This is a genomic window from Actinomycetospora sp. (genome assembly GCF_036497245.1).
Taxonomy (GTDB): Bacteria; Actinomycetota; Actinomycetes; order Mycobacteriales; family Pseudonocardiaceae; genus Actinomycetospora.
The window spans coordinates 23,981-39,761 of record NZ_DASXJS010000140.1; the positions used below are offsets into that span (position 1 = coordinate 23,981).

The following is a 15,781-nucleotide window of genomic DNA, read 5'->3' on the forward strand; positions in this document are numbered from 1 at the left end:
TGGTCGGATGAAGCGGAGACCTCTCCGCTCCGTCGTCGACAGTAGCGGAGAACTCTCCGCTTTGGCGAGGAGGAGTTCATGGCCGAGCCCCGGCCGGCGGCGCGCACCGATGCCCGGGCGAACCGGGCGCGGATCCTGGAAGTGGCGGCCGAGGCCCTGGCGCAGGACGGCGACGCGTCGCTGAACTCGATCGCCGGGCGGGCCGGGGTCGGTGCGGGCACCCTGTACCGGCACTTCCCGAACCGCGAGGCGGTGGTGCTGGCGGTCTACCGGGCCGAGGTCCAGCGGCTGGTCGACCGCGTGCCCGACCTGCTGCGCCACGAGCCCCCGCTGGCCGCGTTGCGGACCTGGTTCGCCCTGCTCGCGGGCTACATCCGGCTCAAGCGCGGGCTGGGCGAGGCGCTCACGGCCGCGAACCACGACGCCGCGACCGCCGACACCTACGGCCCCGTCATCGAGGCGATCACCGCGCTGCTGCGGGCCGGGCAAACCGACGGCAGCATGCGCATCGGCCTCGACCCCGACGACGTGCTGCTGCTCATGGGTGCCGTCTGGCGCGTCCCCGCGGGGGAGGCCGGGCGCGAGCAGTCCGACCGGCTGCTCGACCTCGTCGTCGAGAGCATCCGGGCCCAGCCGTCGGACGTCACCACGTGACGGGGAGCTCGGTCAGACCCCCGGTGAGGTTGTCCTCGCGCAGCCGGAGCCCGTCGAGCGGGACGGCGACGCGCAGCGTCGGGATCCGCTCGGGGAGGGCGGAGAACACGGCCCGGAGCTCGACGCGGGCCAGGCTCGCCCCCACGCAGTGGTGCGCGCCGTGGCCGAAGCCCAGGTGCGGGTTCGGTGTGCGGGCCACGTCGAGGGCCTCGGGCGCGTCGAAGACGGCGGGGTCCTGGTTGGCGGCGCCGATGGACAGCACGACGGCGTCGCCGGGTGCGATGACCACGCCGCCGATCTCCACCTCGGTGCTCGCGTAGCGGATCAGGCCGCCGCCCCGTCCGCTCCCGGGCCCGGGCAGCCGGAGGATCTCCTCGACGAAGCCGGCGACGTCGTCGTCGGGGACCGGGTGCCGCGGGCCCTCGTGCGGGAACAGGCGCAGGATCCCGGAATCGATCCGGTTCACCGTCGTCTCGTGACCGGCGAACAGCAGCGCCGTCGCGATCCCGGTGACCGTCAGGTCGGTGAGGGTCGGGTCCTCGCGCTGGGCGGCGACGAGGTCGGAGAGGACGTCCTCACCCGGGGCCTCCCGCTTCGCGGCGAGCAGCCCGTACACGTAGGTCCCCAGCGCGGTGATGCCCGCCCGGCTCGACCCGCCGTCGAAGGACCCGGCCTGCTCGGACCAGACGCGGAACCGGTCGCGATCGGCGTAGGGGACCCCGAGCAGCTCGCAGATGACGAGGGTGGGCAGCGGGACCGACAGGGCGTCGTGCACGTCCGCGGGTCGCTCCCGGCGCAGCAGGTCCTCGATCAGGCCCGCCACCAGGTCGCGGACGTGGTCGTCGAGGGCCCGCATCCGCCGCGCGGAGAAGGCGGGCGCGAGCAGGCGCCGCATCCGTTGATGGGCCTCCTGTTCGTGCTCGTGGTCCCCGCTCGGTCCGCCGAGCAGGACCCCGTCGTGCAGCCTTGCGGCCTTCTCGGGCTCGGGGTGGGAACGGCCCAGGCGCGGGTCGGCGAGCAGCGCCCTGACCTGCTCGTGCGCCGTGACCAGCCACGCCTCGTCGCCGGTCCGGGTGCGCACGCGCGTGATCGGGGTGTGCTCGCGCAGCGGCGCGAGCGCGGGGGCCAGTCGGAGCGGGTCGGGGGTGGGGAAGGGGAGCTGCGGCAGGGCGGTCTCGGTCATGGCGGAACCTCGCTCGCTGGGGGACTGCCGCCATCGTCCGCCGCCCGCGGAGATCCTCGCCTCCACCCGCGGGTCGAGACCGGGTGGAGGCCCGCGAGGTCACGACGGCGGGTCGGCACCCTCGGGCGTCACGGGGCCGCCCCGCATCTCCAGGCCGATCTGGGCGACGTCGACGGCGTCGAGCGCGGTGGACAGCGCCGCGGCGCTGAACAGCCCGTCGTCGCGGGCGTCGAGCAGCGCCCTGCGCTGGGCCTCGTACACCGCGAGACCGTGGGCCTTGCCCCCGTCCCGCTGCTCGCGTGCCGGGTCGTCGGGCGGCTCGGGCACGGCGTCGGCGGCGCGCGTCATGAGGTCGAGCAGCGCCCGACGCTCCTCGACGGCGGCCTCGTCGTCCACGGTGCTTCCCTCGGGAGCCGGCCGCAGGACGCGGCGCACGACCACCGGCAGCAGCCCGCCCTGGACCAGCAGCGACGTCGCGGCGACGAGGAAGGCGATCAGCACCAGGACGGAGCGCTGGGGGGTGGTCTCGGGCAGGGTCTGCGCCGCGGCGACGGTGACCGCGCCGCGCATGCCCGCCCACACCACCACCGTGCCCTCGCGGACCCCGAGCGGCCGGGCGAGCAGGTGGTCGATGTCGGCGAGGCTGCGGCGCAGCCGCGTCCGGACCTGGTCGAGACGCCGCGAGGTGGGTGGGCGCCGCTCCCACCGGCCACCCAGCGACGCCGGGTCGTCCAGCCGGCCCTGGAAGTCGGCCAGCCGGGGACGCATCGCCCCGACCCGGGTGGACCGGCGGTGCAGGAGGGCCAGGACGGGGGCGGTGTAGGCGGCGCGGACGGCCACCGTGAGCACCCACGCGCCCACGACGGCGAGGGTGAGGGTCCCGATCGCGGTCCGGTCGCCGTGCACGTCCGCGAGCAGGTGCTCCAGCTGCAGGCCCATGAGGAGGAAGAGGGAGCCCTCGCCGAGCACCTCCACGGTGCGCCAATTCTGAGCGTCCACGACGCGGTGCAGCGGGGGGAGGACCCGCGGGGAGTGGTGCCCCGTGACCAGCCCGGCGACGACCGCCGCGACGAGCCCGGAGGCGCCCATCGCCTCGGCGGGCAGTGCCGCGAGGAACGGCGTGGTGAACGAGACCAGGCTGCTGACGTACGCGTCGGTCACCTTGGCGCGCACCATGACCACGAGTAGCGCGACGACGACGCCCACGACGACGGCGATCGCCACGGCGAGGGCGAAGTCGCCGACGACGCCCCACACCGACAGGGTCGCCCCCGCCCCGACGACCGCGGCCCGCAGCAGGACCAGGGCCGTGGCGTCGTTGAGCAGCCCTTCGCCCTCGAGCACCGCGACCACCCGCTCCGGGGCGCCCAGCCGCCTGACGATGGCCGTCGCCACCGCGTCCGTCGGGCTCAGGATGGCGCCGAGCGCCAGGCCCCAGCCGAAGCCGACCCCGGGCAGGACCGCCGAGAAGAACAGTCCGAGGACCACGCTCGTGGCCACCACGAGGACCACGGCGAACCCGCTGACCGGCCGGAACTCGCGCCGGAAGTCCATGGCGGGCATCGCCGCCGCCGAGGAGTAGAGCAGCGGGGGCAGGACCGCGGTCAGCAGCACCTCGGGGGGCACGGAGACGGCGGGCATGCCGGGGACGAGGCTCGCGGCGCCACCGAGCACCACGAGCAGCAGCGGTCCCGCGATCCGCAGCCTCGCAGCGGCGACGGTCGCGGCGGCGACCGTGAGGACGCCCAGGACGATCCCGAACTCGATCTCCACCGCACCCACCTCCGCCGGGGTGATCGACATGCCCGCCGCGTCCGCGTGGATTGGCGGCGGGAGCGTATCGGGCACTCTGGAGGCCCGCCCGAACTTCGATCCCGGAGCACTGTCCGCCATGCCGCACCACGCGACCCCCCATGCCCCGACCAGGGCCCCCACCGTCCGGGACGCCCCGGCCGGCGATGCGGGCGGCGTGCGGTGAGCGCCCCCACGGCGGGCATCCGGGACCGCGAGCGGTGCGACACCCTGGTGCTGGCGGCCCTGGCCGCGGCGCACAGTGACGGCTACGAGGTGCTGGCCCGGCTGCGGGACGGGACCCGCCGCGGGCGTCGCCCCTCGACGCAGCAGGTCTTCTCCACCCTGCACCGGCTGCACCGCAACCGGCTGGTCGCCCGGGGCACGCGCGACCCGCGGCGGTACCACCTCACCGCGACGGGCTCCCGGGTGCTGATCTCGCGGACCACCGCGGCCGACGACTTCGCGAGGGAGCTGCACGCCCTGCAGGAGATCGCTCCCTAGCCCGTCGGGCCCGACACCTCCGGCCGGCCCCCTCACGATTCCGCCGATCGCCGGACCGGCCCGGGACACCGTGGCGCCTGCACACCCGCCGGAGCGCGACCACTAAGGTAGCGGCTTGCTAGCGCTTCACCCGGACGGCGCCAGGTCTGATCGGGCAGAGGAGGTGCCGGTGGCGCAAGCGATACAGGAGTCGGCGGCACCGATGTCCGTGCTGCTGGTCGAGGACGACGACGCGGACGCCCTGCTGGTCGCGGAGCACTTCGCCGACGCCGAGACGGTGAGCGGGCTGACGGTGTCGCTGCAGCGGGTCCGGACCGTGGCCGAGGCCGAGGAGGCGCTCGCGACGGTCGAGTGCGTGCTGCTCGATCTCGCCCTTCCGGACGCGCACGGTCTCGACGCGCTGCAGCGGGTCCTGCGGGCGGGGGACGGTCCCGCGGTCGTGGTGCTGACCGGGCGGCACGACGAGGGCCTGGGCGCCCAGGCCGTGGGGGCGGGCGCGCAGGACTACCTCCTCAAGGACGCCGTCGACGGGCCGGCGCTGACCCGGGCGCTGCGCTACGCCGCCGAGCGCGTCCGGGGTGAGCGGGTCCGGCGCCAGCTCTGGGACGCCAACGCCCGGGCCGAGGAGAACTCCCGCCTCGAGCGCGGGCTCCTGCCCACGCCGCTGGTCGCCGACCCCGGCATGCAGATCGCCGTCCGGTACGAGCCCGGTGGCGAGCGGCGACTGCTCGGCGGCGACTTCTACGACGCCGTCGAGGGATCGGACGGCACCCTGCACGTGGTCATCGGGGACGTCTGCGGACACGGCCCGGACGAGGCCGCGCTCGGGGTGAACCTGCGCATCGCCTGGCGGGCGATGGTCCTCAGCGGCGCCGACGAGGCCGCACTGCTCCCGACACTGAGCCGCCTGCTGGTGCACGAGCGGGAACGTCCCGGCCTCTTCGCGACCCTGGCGCTGCTCACCATCGACCTCGACGAGCGGCGCGCCCAGGTGCGTCTCGCCGGTCACCCGGCGCCGATCCTGCTCCGGCGGGACGGGCCGGCGCAGCCGCTGCCCGACACGCATCTCGGGCGGCCCATCGGCGTGCTCCCCGACGACGAGTGGGAGGTCCTCGAGATCTCGCTCCCGGCGGAGTGGGCGCTCCTTCTCTACACCGACGGCCTCATCGAGGGTCGCCCGAACGCGGCGCTGGCCGGCACCGCGGTCGATCCGGACGGCGACGACGGCGTGCTCGACACCGAGGGCCTGCTCACGATCGTCGAGCAGTGCCTCGAGAACCGCGAGGACCAGCACATGACCCCGTCCCACAACGGCGGAACGCCGAGCACCCGGCCGTGGCCGCCCACGCCGAACCTCCTGCTCGACCGGTTGATCCACCGGGTCCGTGAGCAGACCGACGAGCGCGCCGACGACGTCGCCGCCGTCCTGCTGGTGTCGCAGCGGTGAGCACCACCGAGGTCGGGAGCGCCGCGACCGCCGAGGACCCGGCGAACCCCGACGAGCCCGCGAACACCGACGACCACGAGGGCATCGACGACCCCGAGGGCTTCGACGAACCGGGGGCGGCCGCGGTCGGGCGGCGCTCGCTGGGCCGCCTCCTGGCGATGTGCGCGGTCCTCGGCGTGGTCCTGCTCGTCGCGGGGGGAGTGGTCGCGGGCACGGCGATGGTCGCTCTGGACCGTCACCGCGCCGACCTCGTCGACCGGATCGATCCCGCCCTGGTCGACGTCGCGAAGCTCAACGCCTCCCTGCTCGACCAGGAGACCGGGATCCGCGGCTACGTGCTGGGCGGGCAGCCGGTCTTCCTCGAGCCCTACCTGCGCGGGCGGGCCCAGGAGGAGCAGCTGGCCGCGTCGGTGCGCGGCCTGATCACGTCGAGCGAGGGTCTCGGCGACCTCGAGGCGGTCGAGGCACGCTCGGCCCAGTGGCGTGCGGTGTACGCCGACCCGGTGGTGGCCGCCGCGACGGGGCGCGCCCCCGCCGCGGACCCGGACGCGGGCAAGGTCGCCTTCGACGGGGTGCGCACGTCGCTGATCTCGCTCACCGACGTCCTCACCGCCCGCCGGGACGCGGCCCGGCAGGCCGTCTACACCGGCGCCGGCACCTTGCGGCTCGTGAGCGTCCTCGTGCTGGTGGCGCTGGCGGTCGGGCTCGCGGCTCTGCTGCTGTGGCTGCGGCGGGTCGTCGTCCGTCCCACCGAGCGCCTCGCGGCCGAGGTCAGGGTCGTCGCGCGTGGCGATCTCGGGCGGGAGGTGTCCGTCCGCGGGCCCCGCGAGATCAGCGGGCTCGGCCGCGACGTCGACGGGATGCGGCGCGCCCTGACGAGCGAGATGGCGAACATCGAGGCCGCCCGTCGCGAGCTCGACGAGCAGGGCCGCGAGCTGCAGCGCTCCAACTCCGACCTCGAGCAGTTCGCCTACGTCGCCTCCCACGACCTCCAGGAGCCGTTGCGCAAGGTCACGAGCTTCTGCCAGCTGCTGCAGCGCCGCTACAGCGGCGAGCTCGACGAGCGGGCCGACCAGTACATCGAGTTCGCGGTCGACGGCGCCAAGCGGATGCAGATCCTGATCAACGACCTGCTCGCGTTCTCGCGGGTCGGGCGCTCCGACATCGGCCACGAGGTGGTCGACGCCGGCGCCGTCCTCGACCGCGCCACGGAGAACCTGGCCGGCGCCCTCGAGGAGACCGGCGGCCGGATCACCCACGGCGAACTGCCCCGGGTCCGGGCCGAGCCGGTGCTGCTCACCACGGTCTTCCAGAACCTGCTGGGCAACTCGCTGAAGTTCCGGGGCGAGGAGGCGCCGACCGCCCACGTCGCCGCCACCCGCGACGGCGACCGGTGGCTGCTCCGGTTCACCGACAACGGCATCGGGATCGAGCACGAGTACGCCGAGCGCATCTTCACGATCTTCCAGCGCCTGCACGCCAAGTCGACCTATCCCGGCACCGGGATCGGGCTGGCCATGTGCCGCAAGATCGTCGAGCACCACGGCGGGTCCATCTGGCTGGAGGACTCGGCCGGCCCCGGGACCGCGTTCGTCGTCGCGCTCCCCGTCCTGCCCGACGAACGACGGCCCGACGTAGCCCTGTCCGAGCAACCGGAGACGCCCGGGGCGAGCACCGCCCGGGGGAGCGAGGAGGAGACCCGTGTCTGATTCGGGCGAGATCGACGTGCTGCTGGTCGAGGACGACGAGGGTGACGTCCTGATGACCCGTGAGGCGTTCGAGCACCACAAGCTGCGCAACCAGCTCCACGTCGTCCCCGACGGGGTGGAGGCCCTCGCCTTCCTGCGCCGGGAGGGCGAGCACGCCGGGGCGCCCCGACCGGGCCTGATCCTGTTGGACCTCAACCTGCCCCGCAAGGACGGCCGCGAGGTGCTGGAGGAGATCAAGTCCGACGACTCGCTGCGGAGCATCCCCGTCGTCGTCCTCACGACCTCCCAGGCGGAGGAGGACATCCTGCGCAGCTACAACCTCTACGCCAACGCCTACGTCGCGAAGCCCGTCGACTTCGAGCGGTTCATCGACGTGATCCGCCAGATCGACGACTTCTTCGTCACCGTCGTGAAGCTCCCGCGCTGAGCGGCGCTCACCCGGTGATCGCGTCGATGCCGGCGAGCACCGCCATGACGACCAGGCCCGCCGCGGCGATCCTGGTCAGCCAGCGGTAGGGCACGACCCGCCGTAGCCGGCTGCCGCCGTAGACCGCGAGGACCGACACCCCCCAGAGGGCGAGGACCGCGCCGATCCCGACCGCGAGGGGGTCGCCGTAGCGGGCGGTGAGGGTCGCGATGACGATCTGCGTCGGGTCCCCGAGCTCGGCGAGCAGGATGACCCCGAAGCTGGTGGCCACCACCCGCCAGCGCGTCCCCGGGTCGCCGGAGAGCTCCAGGTCGTCATCGTCATCGTCGTCGTCCTCGCGCAGCAGCAGCACCGCGCCGATGAGGAAGACGACAGCCAGGGCCGCCTCGAGCGGCCGCTGGGGGAGCAGCGCCACGAGGCTCCCGGCGACGACCGCGAGGACCGTGTGCACCGCGAAGGCGGCCGTGACGCCCAGCAGCACCAGCCGCGGAGGGAACCGGCTCCCGAGGACGACCGTCGCCAGCGCGCTGGTGTCGGGCAGTTCGGCGAGCACGATGAGCCCGAACGTGATGCCGGCGACGGCGAGGTTCACGGCGGTGGTCTTCTTTCACGCGGGCGGTGTGTGCCCGACCTCCCGGCACGACGGGACAGGGGATCCCAGGCGGTCACCAGAACTTGATGCCGACGGCCTTGAGGCGGCGCTGGTGGAGCTGCTTCACCTTGTCGATGTCGTCGTCGGAGATGAGGTCCCCCCAGGCCCTGGCCGCCTGCATGCCCCGATTGAGGAGCTCTTCCATCTCGTCATCGACGATGTCCGCGCTCTGGATGACGCGCGACCCGAAGCCGATGTGCCAGCGCTCGTCGCGCAGCACGAGCTCCATCCCCTTGTGGACGCCCGGCATCTTCACCGACAGCCCGGACAGTGACTTCAGCAGCGCGTGCTGGCCCGCGCTGAGGACCACACCCTCGAGGATCATGTGGTAGAGCCCGACCGCGGAGGTCAGCTCCTCCTGGTCCTCGGCGAGGGCATGGGCCAGGGCCGGGAGGCGTTCCTCGAACAGCTCGAGCAGCTCGGGACTGACCCGCTCACGCAGGACCTCGAGGCGCTCGGTCATGTTCGCGCCGGGGATCCCGGCGACCTCCGCCACGACCCGGTCGAAGAAGCGGGCGTGACGGGCCTCGTCGCGGGCCTGGGACCGGAAGCAGTCCGCCATCGAGTCGTCGGTGCTCGCCTTGGCCTGGAACGACGTCAGGTGGGTGGCGACCGACGTCTCGCCCACGCAGAAGCCGGCGAGCAGTCCGAGGATCTGGTCGTACTCCTGGTCCTCGAGCTTCCCCCAGGCCTCGATGTCGGCCGTGAGGTCGATCGCGGTCTCGTCCCACTGCAGCGACTCGGCGAGTTGTACGAAGTGGCCGTACCCGGTGATCATTTGACTGCATCCTCACATTCCCGGGATGTCCTCTCCCGGTTCCAGCGCGCGGAAGTCCGACTTCTCGGCTCCGCAGATCGGGCACATCCAGTCCTCCGGGATGTCCTCGAAGGGCGTCCCGGGTGGGATGCCGCTGTCGGGGTCGCCCTCCTCCGGATCGTAGATGAAGCCACACATTTCGCAGAGCCAGAGTGTGGCCCCCGGCTTGGCCGTCGTCTGCTCGACGCTCATGCCCTCTCCTGAAGGATCACCGAATTGGACGCCGGATACACCTCGGAGGGGCGCCGGAACTCGTCCGGCGCCCCTCCGTGGTTCGTTCGCTCAGTCGTCCATCTGGGCGACGTACATCGTCACCTCAGGAGCGACACCGATCTCCTCGAACTGCGGGGTCTCCCAGGTCTGGATCTCCACGGCTTTCACCTCCTCGTGAACGGATGTGGTCCTCGTGCACGGTCAGGGTTCACCGGGCGGGCCCGTGCGAACCCCCGGTCTCACTCCGGCAGCGCGAAGACGAACAGCGCGTCGCCCGCCGCGGCCCCGAGCAGCCCGGGCAGGAAGCCCTCGATCCAGCCGCCCCACCCGGTCGGCACGGCGACGTACTGGCGTCCGTTGACGCTGTAGGTCGACGGGCTGCTGTGGTGCCCGCTCCCGCACTGGAACGACCACAGCTGCTCGCCGGTCGAGGCGTCCAGCGCCACGAGCTCACCGGTCGGCGTGCCCTGGAACACCAGCCCACCTGCAGTGGCCAGCGTCGAGGCGCACATCGGGTACTCGTTGTTCCAGCGCCACTTCTCCTCGCCGGTCAACGGGTCGATGGCGGCCACGAACCCGTAGTGGTCGTCGAGGTCGACGGCGACGCCCGCGCCCCAGTACGGGATGCTCTCCTTGAACTCGCGGCGCCGGCGGGTGGCCGTGGCCCCCACCTCCTGGACCGGCACGTAGATCAGCCCCGTCTGGGGGCTGTAGCACATGTGGGTCCATTCCTTGCCGCCGGCGGGACCCGGCCAGAAGTGCACCGGGACGCCCTCCTCGTCCGGGTAGACCTTGGGGGTGACCTTGCCCTCGGGGGTGATCTCCCCCCAGGTGATCCGGTCGACGAACGGGAACACCCGGACCAGTTCGCCGTTGGTGCGGTCCAGGACGAAGAAGTACCCGTTCTTGTCCGCGTGGGCGAGCAGCTTCCGCCCGTCCGGAGCGTCGAACAGGACGTTCTCCATCGTGGAGTCGTAGTCCCACAGGTCGTGGGGGGTGAACTGGTAGTGCCAGCGGATCTGGCCCGTGTTCACGTCGACCGCGATGGTCGAGTCGGTGTAGAGGTTGTCGCCCGCGCGGACGCCGCCGTCGAAGTCGGGTGCCGGGTTACCGGTCCCCTGGAAGAGGAGCTCCAGCTCCGGGTCGTACGACGGGGTCACCCAGCAGTTCGCCCCGCCGCGCTGCCACGCCTCACCGTCGTCCGGCCAGGTCTCGGAGCCAGGCTCGCCGGGCTTCGGGATCGTGTAGCAGCGCCAGCGGCGCTCCCCGGACTGGGCGTCGAACGCGTCCAGGTGGCCGCGGAGCCCGAACTCACCGCCGGAGCTCCCGACGATGACCATGTCCTTGACGATCAGCGGCGCGACGGTCCCGCTCTCACCGGCCCGCACGTCGCCGTTGGTCACGTCCCAGATCAGGTCACCGGTCGTCGCGTCGAGCGCGATGATGTGGGCGTTGAGGGTGTACATGTACACCTTGCCGTGCCCGACGGCCACGCCGCGGTTGACGTTGCCGCAGCACAGCGAGACGTCGTACGGAGAGGCGTGCTTGTACCGCCAGAGCTCCGTGCCCGTCGTGGCGTCGATGGCCCAGAGCTTGCCCTCCGGGCCGGAGACGTACATGACGCCCTCGACGACGAGCGGGGAGGCCTCGAACGAGTAGGTCGACGCACCGGACTGCATCCCCGTCGTGCCGGCCTGGAACACCCAGGCCGGGGAGAGGCGCTTGACCGTGTCCTTGTTGATCTGGTTGAGCTGGCTGTAGCGCTGCGCGTCGTAGGTGCCGTAGTAGGTGAGCCAGTTCTCGGGCTCCGACGTCGCGTTCTGGATGCGCTCGTAGTTGACGTCACCGGTGGCGGGCGCCAGGCCCTTGGTGGCACTGAGCGTCTTGTGCGGGACGGCCTCGCCGGCGTCCACGTAGTCGGTCATGGTGTGCGTTCCTCTCTACGGGCGCGACTGCGGGGGACGATCGATCTTCGCGGAGTCCGGGACTTCGCCACCGAACACGAGCGCGGCGGTCAGTCCGCGGCCCTCGTCGTTCCCGGTCGTCGAGCCGTAGTAGTAGGTGCCCGGACCGCCCAGGCTGAGGCGGGCCGTGCCCTTCGAGTGGTTCACCAACCAGATGATCTTGGGATCACCGTTGTTGGGCAGCACCGCGCAGTGGGTGTTCTTGTCGTCGTTGATGAGCGTGAGCTCGACCTCGCCGCCTTCTGGGAAGACGAGGATCGCGGGGTCCCAGCAGAGCTCGTCCTCCGGGATTCGCACGGTTGCCCGCATGATCCCGTCCGAGCCCACCTCGGCGTGCCCGACGTTCCCGGTGCCGAGTACCCGGCCCAGAGCTGTCCTGTTCTGCCCGTCCAGGCCTGCGGCGGCCAGGTCGGCCGCTCGATCTCCTGCAGTGGCCGTCATCGGCCCTACCTCCTCGTCTCGGAAAACGTTCTTGCCGACGGCGGCGTCACGATCACGCTCGTGCTCTCTGTCGAGAACAGGAGCGGCGTCGTCGGAGGCATGCGTCGGCACGCGTCCTGGGACGCGTGCTCGGGCACTGCCATGGGCTCCTCCAGGCCGCGCGCGAACGGGATGTCCCGATTCGATGCGCACGGTGCCGCCACAGGTCTCTCGACCGTTGAGCTGATCATCTCGACCGCTGGGCGGCAGGACACGCCCCTCTTCACGGCGACTGAATGTGATCAGCCGGTGAACGGTGTGTGCTGAGCCACACATGACCATAGGGAGGCGACCCGGGGTCGGCAAGGGGAAGCGAGCCGGAATCAGAATTCGATCATCGTCGCAACGTGGGCTGCACCACCCGTGCGCAGGGGAGACGGTGCCGCAGGCCCTGTCGAGAAAAGTTCCGTGGGCGGCGCGTCGGGGTCGCCCTACCCGTTCGCCCAGGTCTGGGGCGCCGACCGCCCAGGTTCGTCGTGGTGATCTGGGCGGGGCCCGCGAGGGGAAGCTATGGTCACCGCGGGCGGCACCGTCGACGGGGCCACGTGTCCGCCCGGTGGGAGGCCGATCGGACGTGCAGGAGTTCGGGTCGCCCGACACGCTCGCCCGGATCTCCAGCGAGTGCGCGCACGCCGACAGCGTCGAGCTCAAGACCCTGCTGCTGCCGCCGGCGGGGCGAGCGGCCGAAGTGCTGACCGGGCGCGGAGCCCCTACCTGGAGCGTGCGCCAGGTGTACCTGCTGGACACCGACGCCCTGGACCTGGTCCGGGCGGGCGTGGAGATCCGCCTGCGACGCCGGGCTCGCGGTCGCTTCGACCTCGCGGTGTCGGCTCATCGCAGCGGCATCACCTGCGACCGGATACCCCCTCGGGGCGTACGCGTGGAGATCGACGTCGTGCCGGGGGCGATCTGGCAGGACGTCGAGGTGCGCAGGGAGGTCGACTCCGCGGCGGCCGCCGAGGTGATCGCCGGTGTGGTCAAGTCGGGTGAGGTGCTCTCCGCGACCCAGCGTGCCTGGGCGTGCCGCGGTGGCGACGAGGTCGTCGATGACGCCCTGCTCTGGGATCTCAAGGTGCACGGACCGTTGGTGGTCCGGCGGGTCAAGGTCTCGGCGGCTGCGCTGGGCGTGCGCCGCGCGGACCTCGAGCACTTCCGCTTCCCGAGCGGCCGCGAACTGGTGGAGGTGTCGACCCGCTGCTCGCCCGAGGAGGTGGGCGCGACCGCGACCGCGTTCGAGCGGTTGCTCGACGAGCGGGGGGTCGCGGTCGCGCCGGGGTACCGGACGAAGACGTCGATGTGGCGCGAGGAGATCGGGGTCAGCCGAGGGCGCTGAGCGCCGGACCCGACCCCGAGCGGACCTTCGCCCGCCCGGCGCGTCGGCGCTCGTAGTACCGGTAGGCGGCCACCAGGATCGCGGCGCCGAGCGCCACGACGATCAGGGCTCCCGCGGAGTTCCCGATCCAGGCCTCGGCCCGGTCGAAGGAGTCCCCGGCGAAGTACCCGACCAGCACGACCGCGGTGGCCCACGTGCTCGCCCCCGCGGCATTCCAGATCGTGAACCGGCCCAGCGGCATGCGGCTCATGCCGGCCACCAGCGGAACCACGGCCCGCAGGATGCCGACCCAGCGCCCGCAGAACACCGCGATCGGACCGCGGTCGACGAGGAGCTGCTCGCTGCGCTGCCACCGCCCTTCGCCCAGCCAGCGACCGGCCCGGCTCGCCCGCAGCCGCGGACCGCAGGAGCGGCCCATCGCGTAGCCCGCTCCGTCCCCGACGATCGACGCACCGACGGCTACCGCGATCATCACGCGCAGGTCGGCGTGGCCGGTTCCGGCGAGGGCGCCGCCGAGCGCCATCGCGGTCTCCCCGGGGAGGACCAGACCGATGAACGCGGCGGACTCACCGAAGGCCAGCAGGCCGACGACGAGATAGATCGGCCAGCCGTGGACGCCTGCTAGCAGCTCGCTGACCGGTGTCCACCCTCTCGACGCTCGGGGTGCTCGCGCGCCCGGTCACCTCCGGACCCGGGGTGATCGGTCACGACGCTACCGGTCCGGCTCATGCCGGTCGCCGCGCCCCCGAGGCCGGGGGGCTGAACAGATCAGCTATCCGATCGGTCGCTCCTGAGGGGCCGTGGCCGACGGGTCGAGCACGCCCGCCACGGGGTGGGCGAGAGTGACGACGGTGCCGCCGAGAGTGCTGGTCACGGTGTGATGCGCGGCAAGAATCCCGATCATCGACAGCCCGCGACCGCGGGAGGTGGGCTCATCCGTCCGTGGCTGCCACGCCCCGTCGTCGGTCACTGTGATCACCACGTGGGGCGTGGGGTCGAGCGGGTCGGGGGCACCCCCGATGTCGGCGCTCAGCGTCATCGTCCCGGGCTGCTCCGCCGTGGTGAAGGCGTGGTCGCAGACGTTCTCGAGGGCCTCGCTCGTGGCGAGGACGAGGTCGTCGACCGTGTCCGCGTCCAGCCCGGTCTCCCGCAGCCAGGCGGTGAGCCTGCGTCGGAGGACGGCGATGTTCTCGGCGCGCGCGACGGACGACGCGGCAAGCCGGTCGCGGGTCGCCGTCGGGAACTCCGGGAGGCGGGTCGGGTCACTCGTCTCCATGCCCGCTGGAATGCCCGGCAGCGCCGAACGGAAACAACGTGGTGGTACAGGTCTCGGGCTCGAACGACCGTTCGAGCCCCGTCCGCACGCGAACGATCTCCGGCGCCCCTCAGACTCCAGGGCGTTCGGGGACGGTGAGCGCGAGGATCGCGGCGTCGTCGGCGAGACCGTCGCCGAGCGAGGTGAGGAAGTGGGCCAGCGCGTCGACCACCCCGTGTGCGTCGAGTCCCACGAGGTCGGCGACGAGGGACGGCAGCGTCTCGTCGACCATGGTGCCGTCGGGGCGGCGCGCCTCGGTCAGGCCGTCCGTGTGGAGGACGAGGCCCTCGCCGGGACCGACGACCGTGGAGGTCGCGACGAAGCGGGGCTCGGCGAGCAGGCCGACCGGCTGCCCCCCGAGCGTGTCGAGCACCTCGACGTCCCCGCTCCTTCGCATCACCATCCCCGGCGGGTGGCCCCCGCTGGCCAGGGTCACCAGGAATCCGCCGTCGGCCGGCGTCAACAGGCCGAACACCACGGTGCACCAGCCCTTCGCCCCCGAGCTGTGCTGCTGGCGCAGGCCGATGTCGAGGGCGGTGAGAACGGCGGCCGGGTCGTTCTCGTAGACCGCGGTGGCACGCAGCGTGTAGCGCAGGAACGAGGTGACGACGGCCGCGGTCGGTCCCTTGCCGCAGACGTCACCGAGGAAGAACCCCCACCGGTCGTGGTCGAGCGGGAACAGGTCGTAGAAGTCGCCGCCGATCTCCTCCACCGCCGCGCTGTGGTAGTACGCGGCGGCGTCCAGACCCGGGACCCGGGGGAGCGCCGGGGGCAGCAGCGTGCGCTGCAGGGTGGTCGCGAGGTGCTGCAGGCGTTCACGCTCGCCGTCGGCGGCCCGACGGGCCCGCAGCAGCTCTCGTTCGTAGGCCCGCCGGTCCGTGGCATCGAACACGGTCGTCCGCAGCAGCAGTGGCTCGCCGTCCGGCCCAGCCCTCACCACCGAGTTCACCAGGACCGGGAGCCGGTGCCCGTCCGCGGCCACCATGTCCAGCGCCACCGAGCGGACCTCGCCCTGCATCCGCAGCAGGGGTGCGAAATGGGTCTCGTGGTAGATGCGCCCGCCCACCGAGAGCAGATCGGCGAAGCGCAGGTGCCCGACGACGTCGCCGCGTCGACGCCCGAGCCAGCTCAGCAGGGTCTCGTTGACCTTGACGATCTGTCCGTCGAGCAGGGTCGAGAGATATCCGCACGGAGCATGCTCGTAGAGGTCCTCGGCCGTCTCCTCGAGCAGGGGTTCGATATCGGCGGCCGTCCCGTCGTCCGCGGTCACGACCTCGAGGGGACCGAGGACG

17 protein-coding genes are annotated in these 15,781 nt (G+C 72.5%); 6 read left to right on the plus strand and 11 right to left on the minus strand.

The features are described 5' to 3' along the window. The first annotated feature begins 78 nt into the window (after positions 1 to 78). Positions 79 to 654 carry a TetR/AcrR family transcriptional regulator gene (locus VGI02_RS14830; RefSeq protein WP_331628162.1) on the plus strand — a complete coding sequence of 192 codons (576 nt, stop codon included), beginning with the start codon at positions 79 to 81 and terminating at the stop codon, positions 652 to 654. On the opposite strand, the gene VGI02_RS14835 is transcribed toward VGI02_RS14830, so the two are convergent. Together VGI02_RS14835 and VGI02_RS14840 are read right to left on the minus strand one after the other, a co-directional pair. Then, a complete protein-coding gene (locus VGI02_RS14835) occupies positions 644 to 1,837 on the minus strand; it encodes a cytochrome P450 (protein WP_331628163.1) in 1,194 nt (397 codons plus the stop codon). The two genes, VGI02_RS14830 and VGI02_RS14835, sit on opposite strands and share 11 nt — an antisense overlap. A gap of 99 nt (positions 1,838 to 1,936) precedes the next feature. Continuing rightward, entirely contained in the window at positions 1,937 to 3,640 is a 1,704-nt protein-coding gene (locus VGI02_RS14840) for a cation:proton antiporter (RefSeq protein WP_331628164.1), read from the minus strand. 171 nt (positions 3,641 to 3,811) lie between these two features. On the opposite strand from VGI02_RS14840, the gene VGI02_RS14845 reads away from it, so the two are divergent. From VGI02_RS14845 to VGI02_RS14860, 4 genes are all read left to right on the plus strand, one after another. Next, on the plus strand, positions 3,812 to 4,132 hold the full coding sequence (locus VGI02_RS14845; protein WP_331628166.1) for a helix-turn-helix transcriptional regulator: 321 nt from the start codon (positions 3,812 to 3,814) through the stop codon (positions 4,130 to 4,132). Between the two features lie 169 nt (positions 4,133 to 4,301). Further along, complete coding sequence (locus VGI02_RS14850; protein ID WP_331628167.1) at positions 4,302 to 5,579, plus strand: PP2C family protein-serine/threonine phosphatase; 1,278 nt, start codon at positions 4,302 to 4,304, stop codon at positions 5,577 to 5,579. Beyond that, entirely contained in the window at positions 5,576 to 7,288 is a 1,713-nt protein-coding gene (locus tag VGI02_RS14855) for a sensor histidine kinase (RefSeq protein ID WP_331628168.1), read from the plus strand. Before VGI02_RS14850 ends, VGI02_RS14855 begins: the two co-directional genes overlap by 4 nt. Beyond that, entirely contained in the window at positions 7,281 to 7,715 is a 435-nt protein-coding gene (locus VGI02_RS14860) for a response regulator (RefSeq protein ID WP_331628169.1), read from the plus strand. Before VGI02_RS14855 ends, VGI02_RS14860 begins: the two co-directional genes overlap by 8 nt. A 7-nt stretch (positions 7,716 to 7,722) precedes the next feature. On the opposite strand, the gene VGI02_RS14865 is transcribed toward VGI02_RS14860, so the two are convergent. The 6 genes from VGI02_RS14865 to VGI02_RS14890 form a co-directional block, all read right to left on the minus strand. Continuing rightward, positions 7,723 to 8,307: a TMEM165/GDT1 family protein gene (locus VGI02_RS14865; protein WP_331628170.1), complete on the minus strand. Its 585-nt coding sequence runs from the start codon at positions 8,305 to 8,307 to the stop codon at positions 7,723 to 7,725. Between the two features lie 73 nt (positions 8,308 to 8,380). Further along, a complete protein-coding gene (locus VGI02_RS14870) occupies positions 8,381 to 9,145 on the minus strand; it encodes a ribonucleotide-diphosphate reductase subunit beta (RefSeq protein WP_331628171.1) in 765 nt (254 codons plus the stop codon). Positions 9,146 to 9,157: 12 nt separating this feature from the next. Beyond that, positions 9,158 to 9,376, minus strand: coding sequence for a rubredoxin (gene rd, locus VGI02_RS14875; protein ID WP_331628172.1), 219 nt, complete (start codon positions 9,374 to 9,376; stop codon positions 9,158 to 9,160). A 90-nt stretch (positions 9,377 to 9,466) separates the two neighbouring features. After that, positions 9,467 to 9,556, minus strand: a complete 90-nt coding sequence (gene pqqA / locus VGI02_RS14880; protein ID WP_230735509.1) for a pyrroloquinoline quinone precursor peptide PqqA — start codon at positions 9,554 to 9,556, stop codon at positions 9,467 to 9,469. Between the two features lie 80 nt (positions 9,557 to 9,636). Continuing rightward, positions 9,637 to 11,322, minus strand: a complete 1,686-nt coding sequence (locus VGI02_RS14885; RefSeq protein ID WP_331628173.1) for a PQQ-dependent dehydrogenase, methanol/ethanol family — start codon at positions 11,320 to 11,322, stop codon at positions 9,637 to 9,639. Between the two features lie 15 nt (positions 11,323 to 11,337). Then, positions 11,338 to 11,802: an MSMEG_3727 family PQQ-associated protein gene (locus tag VGI02_RS14890; RefSeq protein ID WP_331628174.1), complete on the minus strand. Its 465-nt coding sequence runs from the start codon at positions 11,800 to 11,802 to the stop codon at positions 11,338 to 11,340. 613 nt (positions 11,803 to 12,415) lie between these two features. Here VGI02_RS14890 and VGI02_RS14895 point away from each other — a divergent pair. Next, entirely contained in the window at positions 12,416 to 13,174 is a 759-nt protein-coding gene (locus VGI02_RS14895; RefSeq protein ID WP_331628175.1) for a hypothetical protein, read from the plus strand. Here the strand turns inward: VGI02_RS14895 and VGI02_RS14900 are convergent. From VGI02_RS14900 to VGI02_RS14910, 3 genes are all read right to left on the minus strand, one after another. Continuing rightward, entirely contained in the window at positions 13,158 to 13,802 is a 645-nt protein-coding gene (locus tag VGI02_RS14900) for a DedA family protein (protein ID WP_331628179.1), read from the minus strand. The two genes, VGI02_RS14895 and VGI02_RS14900, sit on opposite strands and share 17 nt — an antisense overlap. A gap of 144 nt (positions 13,803 to 13,946) precedes the next feature. After that, positions 13,947 to 14,450 carry an ATP-binding protein gene (locus VGI02_RS14905; RefSeq protein WP_331628176.1) on the minus strand — a complete coding sequence of 168 codons (504 nt, stop codon included), beginning with the start codon at positions 14,448 to 14,450 and terminating at the stop codon, positions 13,947 to 13,949. Positions 14,451 to 14,559: 109 nt separating this feature from the next. Next, positions 14,560 to 15,781: PP2C family protein-serine/threonine phosphatase (locus VGI02_RS14910; protein WP_331628177.1), on the minus strand; the 1,222-nt coding region annotated here is incomplete at its 5' end.

Excerpts from the sequence above, each read along its gene's own strand:
- VGI02_RS14830 (WP_331628162.1), top strand. The coding sequence starts at position 79 with ATGGCCGAGCCCCGGCCGGCGGCGCGCACCGATGCCCGGGCGAACCGG.
- VGI02_RS14835 (WP_331628163.1), bottom strand. The coding sequence starts at position 1,837 with ATGACCGAGACCGCCCTGCCGCAGCTCCCCTTCCCCACCCCCGACCCG.
- VGI02_RS14840 (WP_331628164.1), bottom strand. The coding sequence starts at position 3,640 with ATGTCGATCACCCCGGCGGAGGTGGGTGCGGTGGAGATCGAGTTCGGG.
- VGI02_RS14870 (WP_331628171.1), bottom strand. The coding sequence starts at position 9,145 with ATGATCACCGGGTACGGCCACTTCGTACAACTCGCCGAGTCGCTGCAG.
- rd (WP_331628172.1), bottom strand. The coding sequence starts at position 9,376 with ATGAGCGTCGAGCAGACGACGGCCAAGCCGGGGGCCACACTCTGGCTC.
- VGI02_RS14885 (WP_331628173.1), bottom strand. The coding sequence starts at position 11,322 with ATGACCGACTACGTGGACGCCGGCGAGGCCGTCCCGCACAAGACGCTC.
- VGI02_RS14890 (WP_331628174.1), bottom strand. The coding sequence starts at position 11,802 with ATGACGGCCACTGCAGGAGATCGAGCGGCCGACCTGGCCGCCGCAGGC.
- VGI02_RS14905 (WP_331628176.1), bottom strand. The coding sequence starts at position 14,450 with ATGGAGACGAGTGACCCGACCCGCCTCCCGGAGTTCCCGACGGCGACC.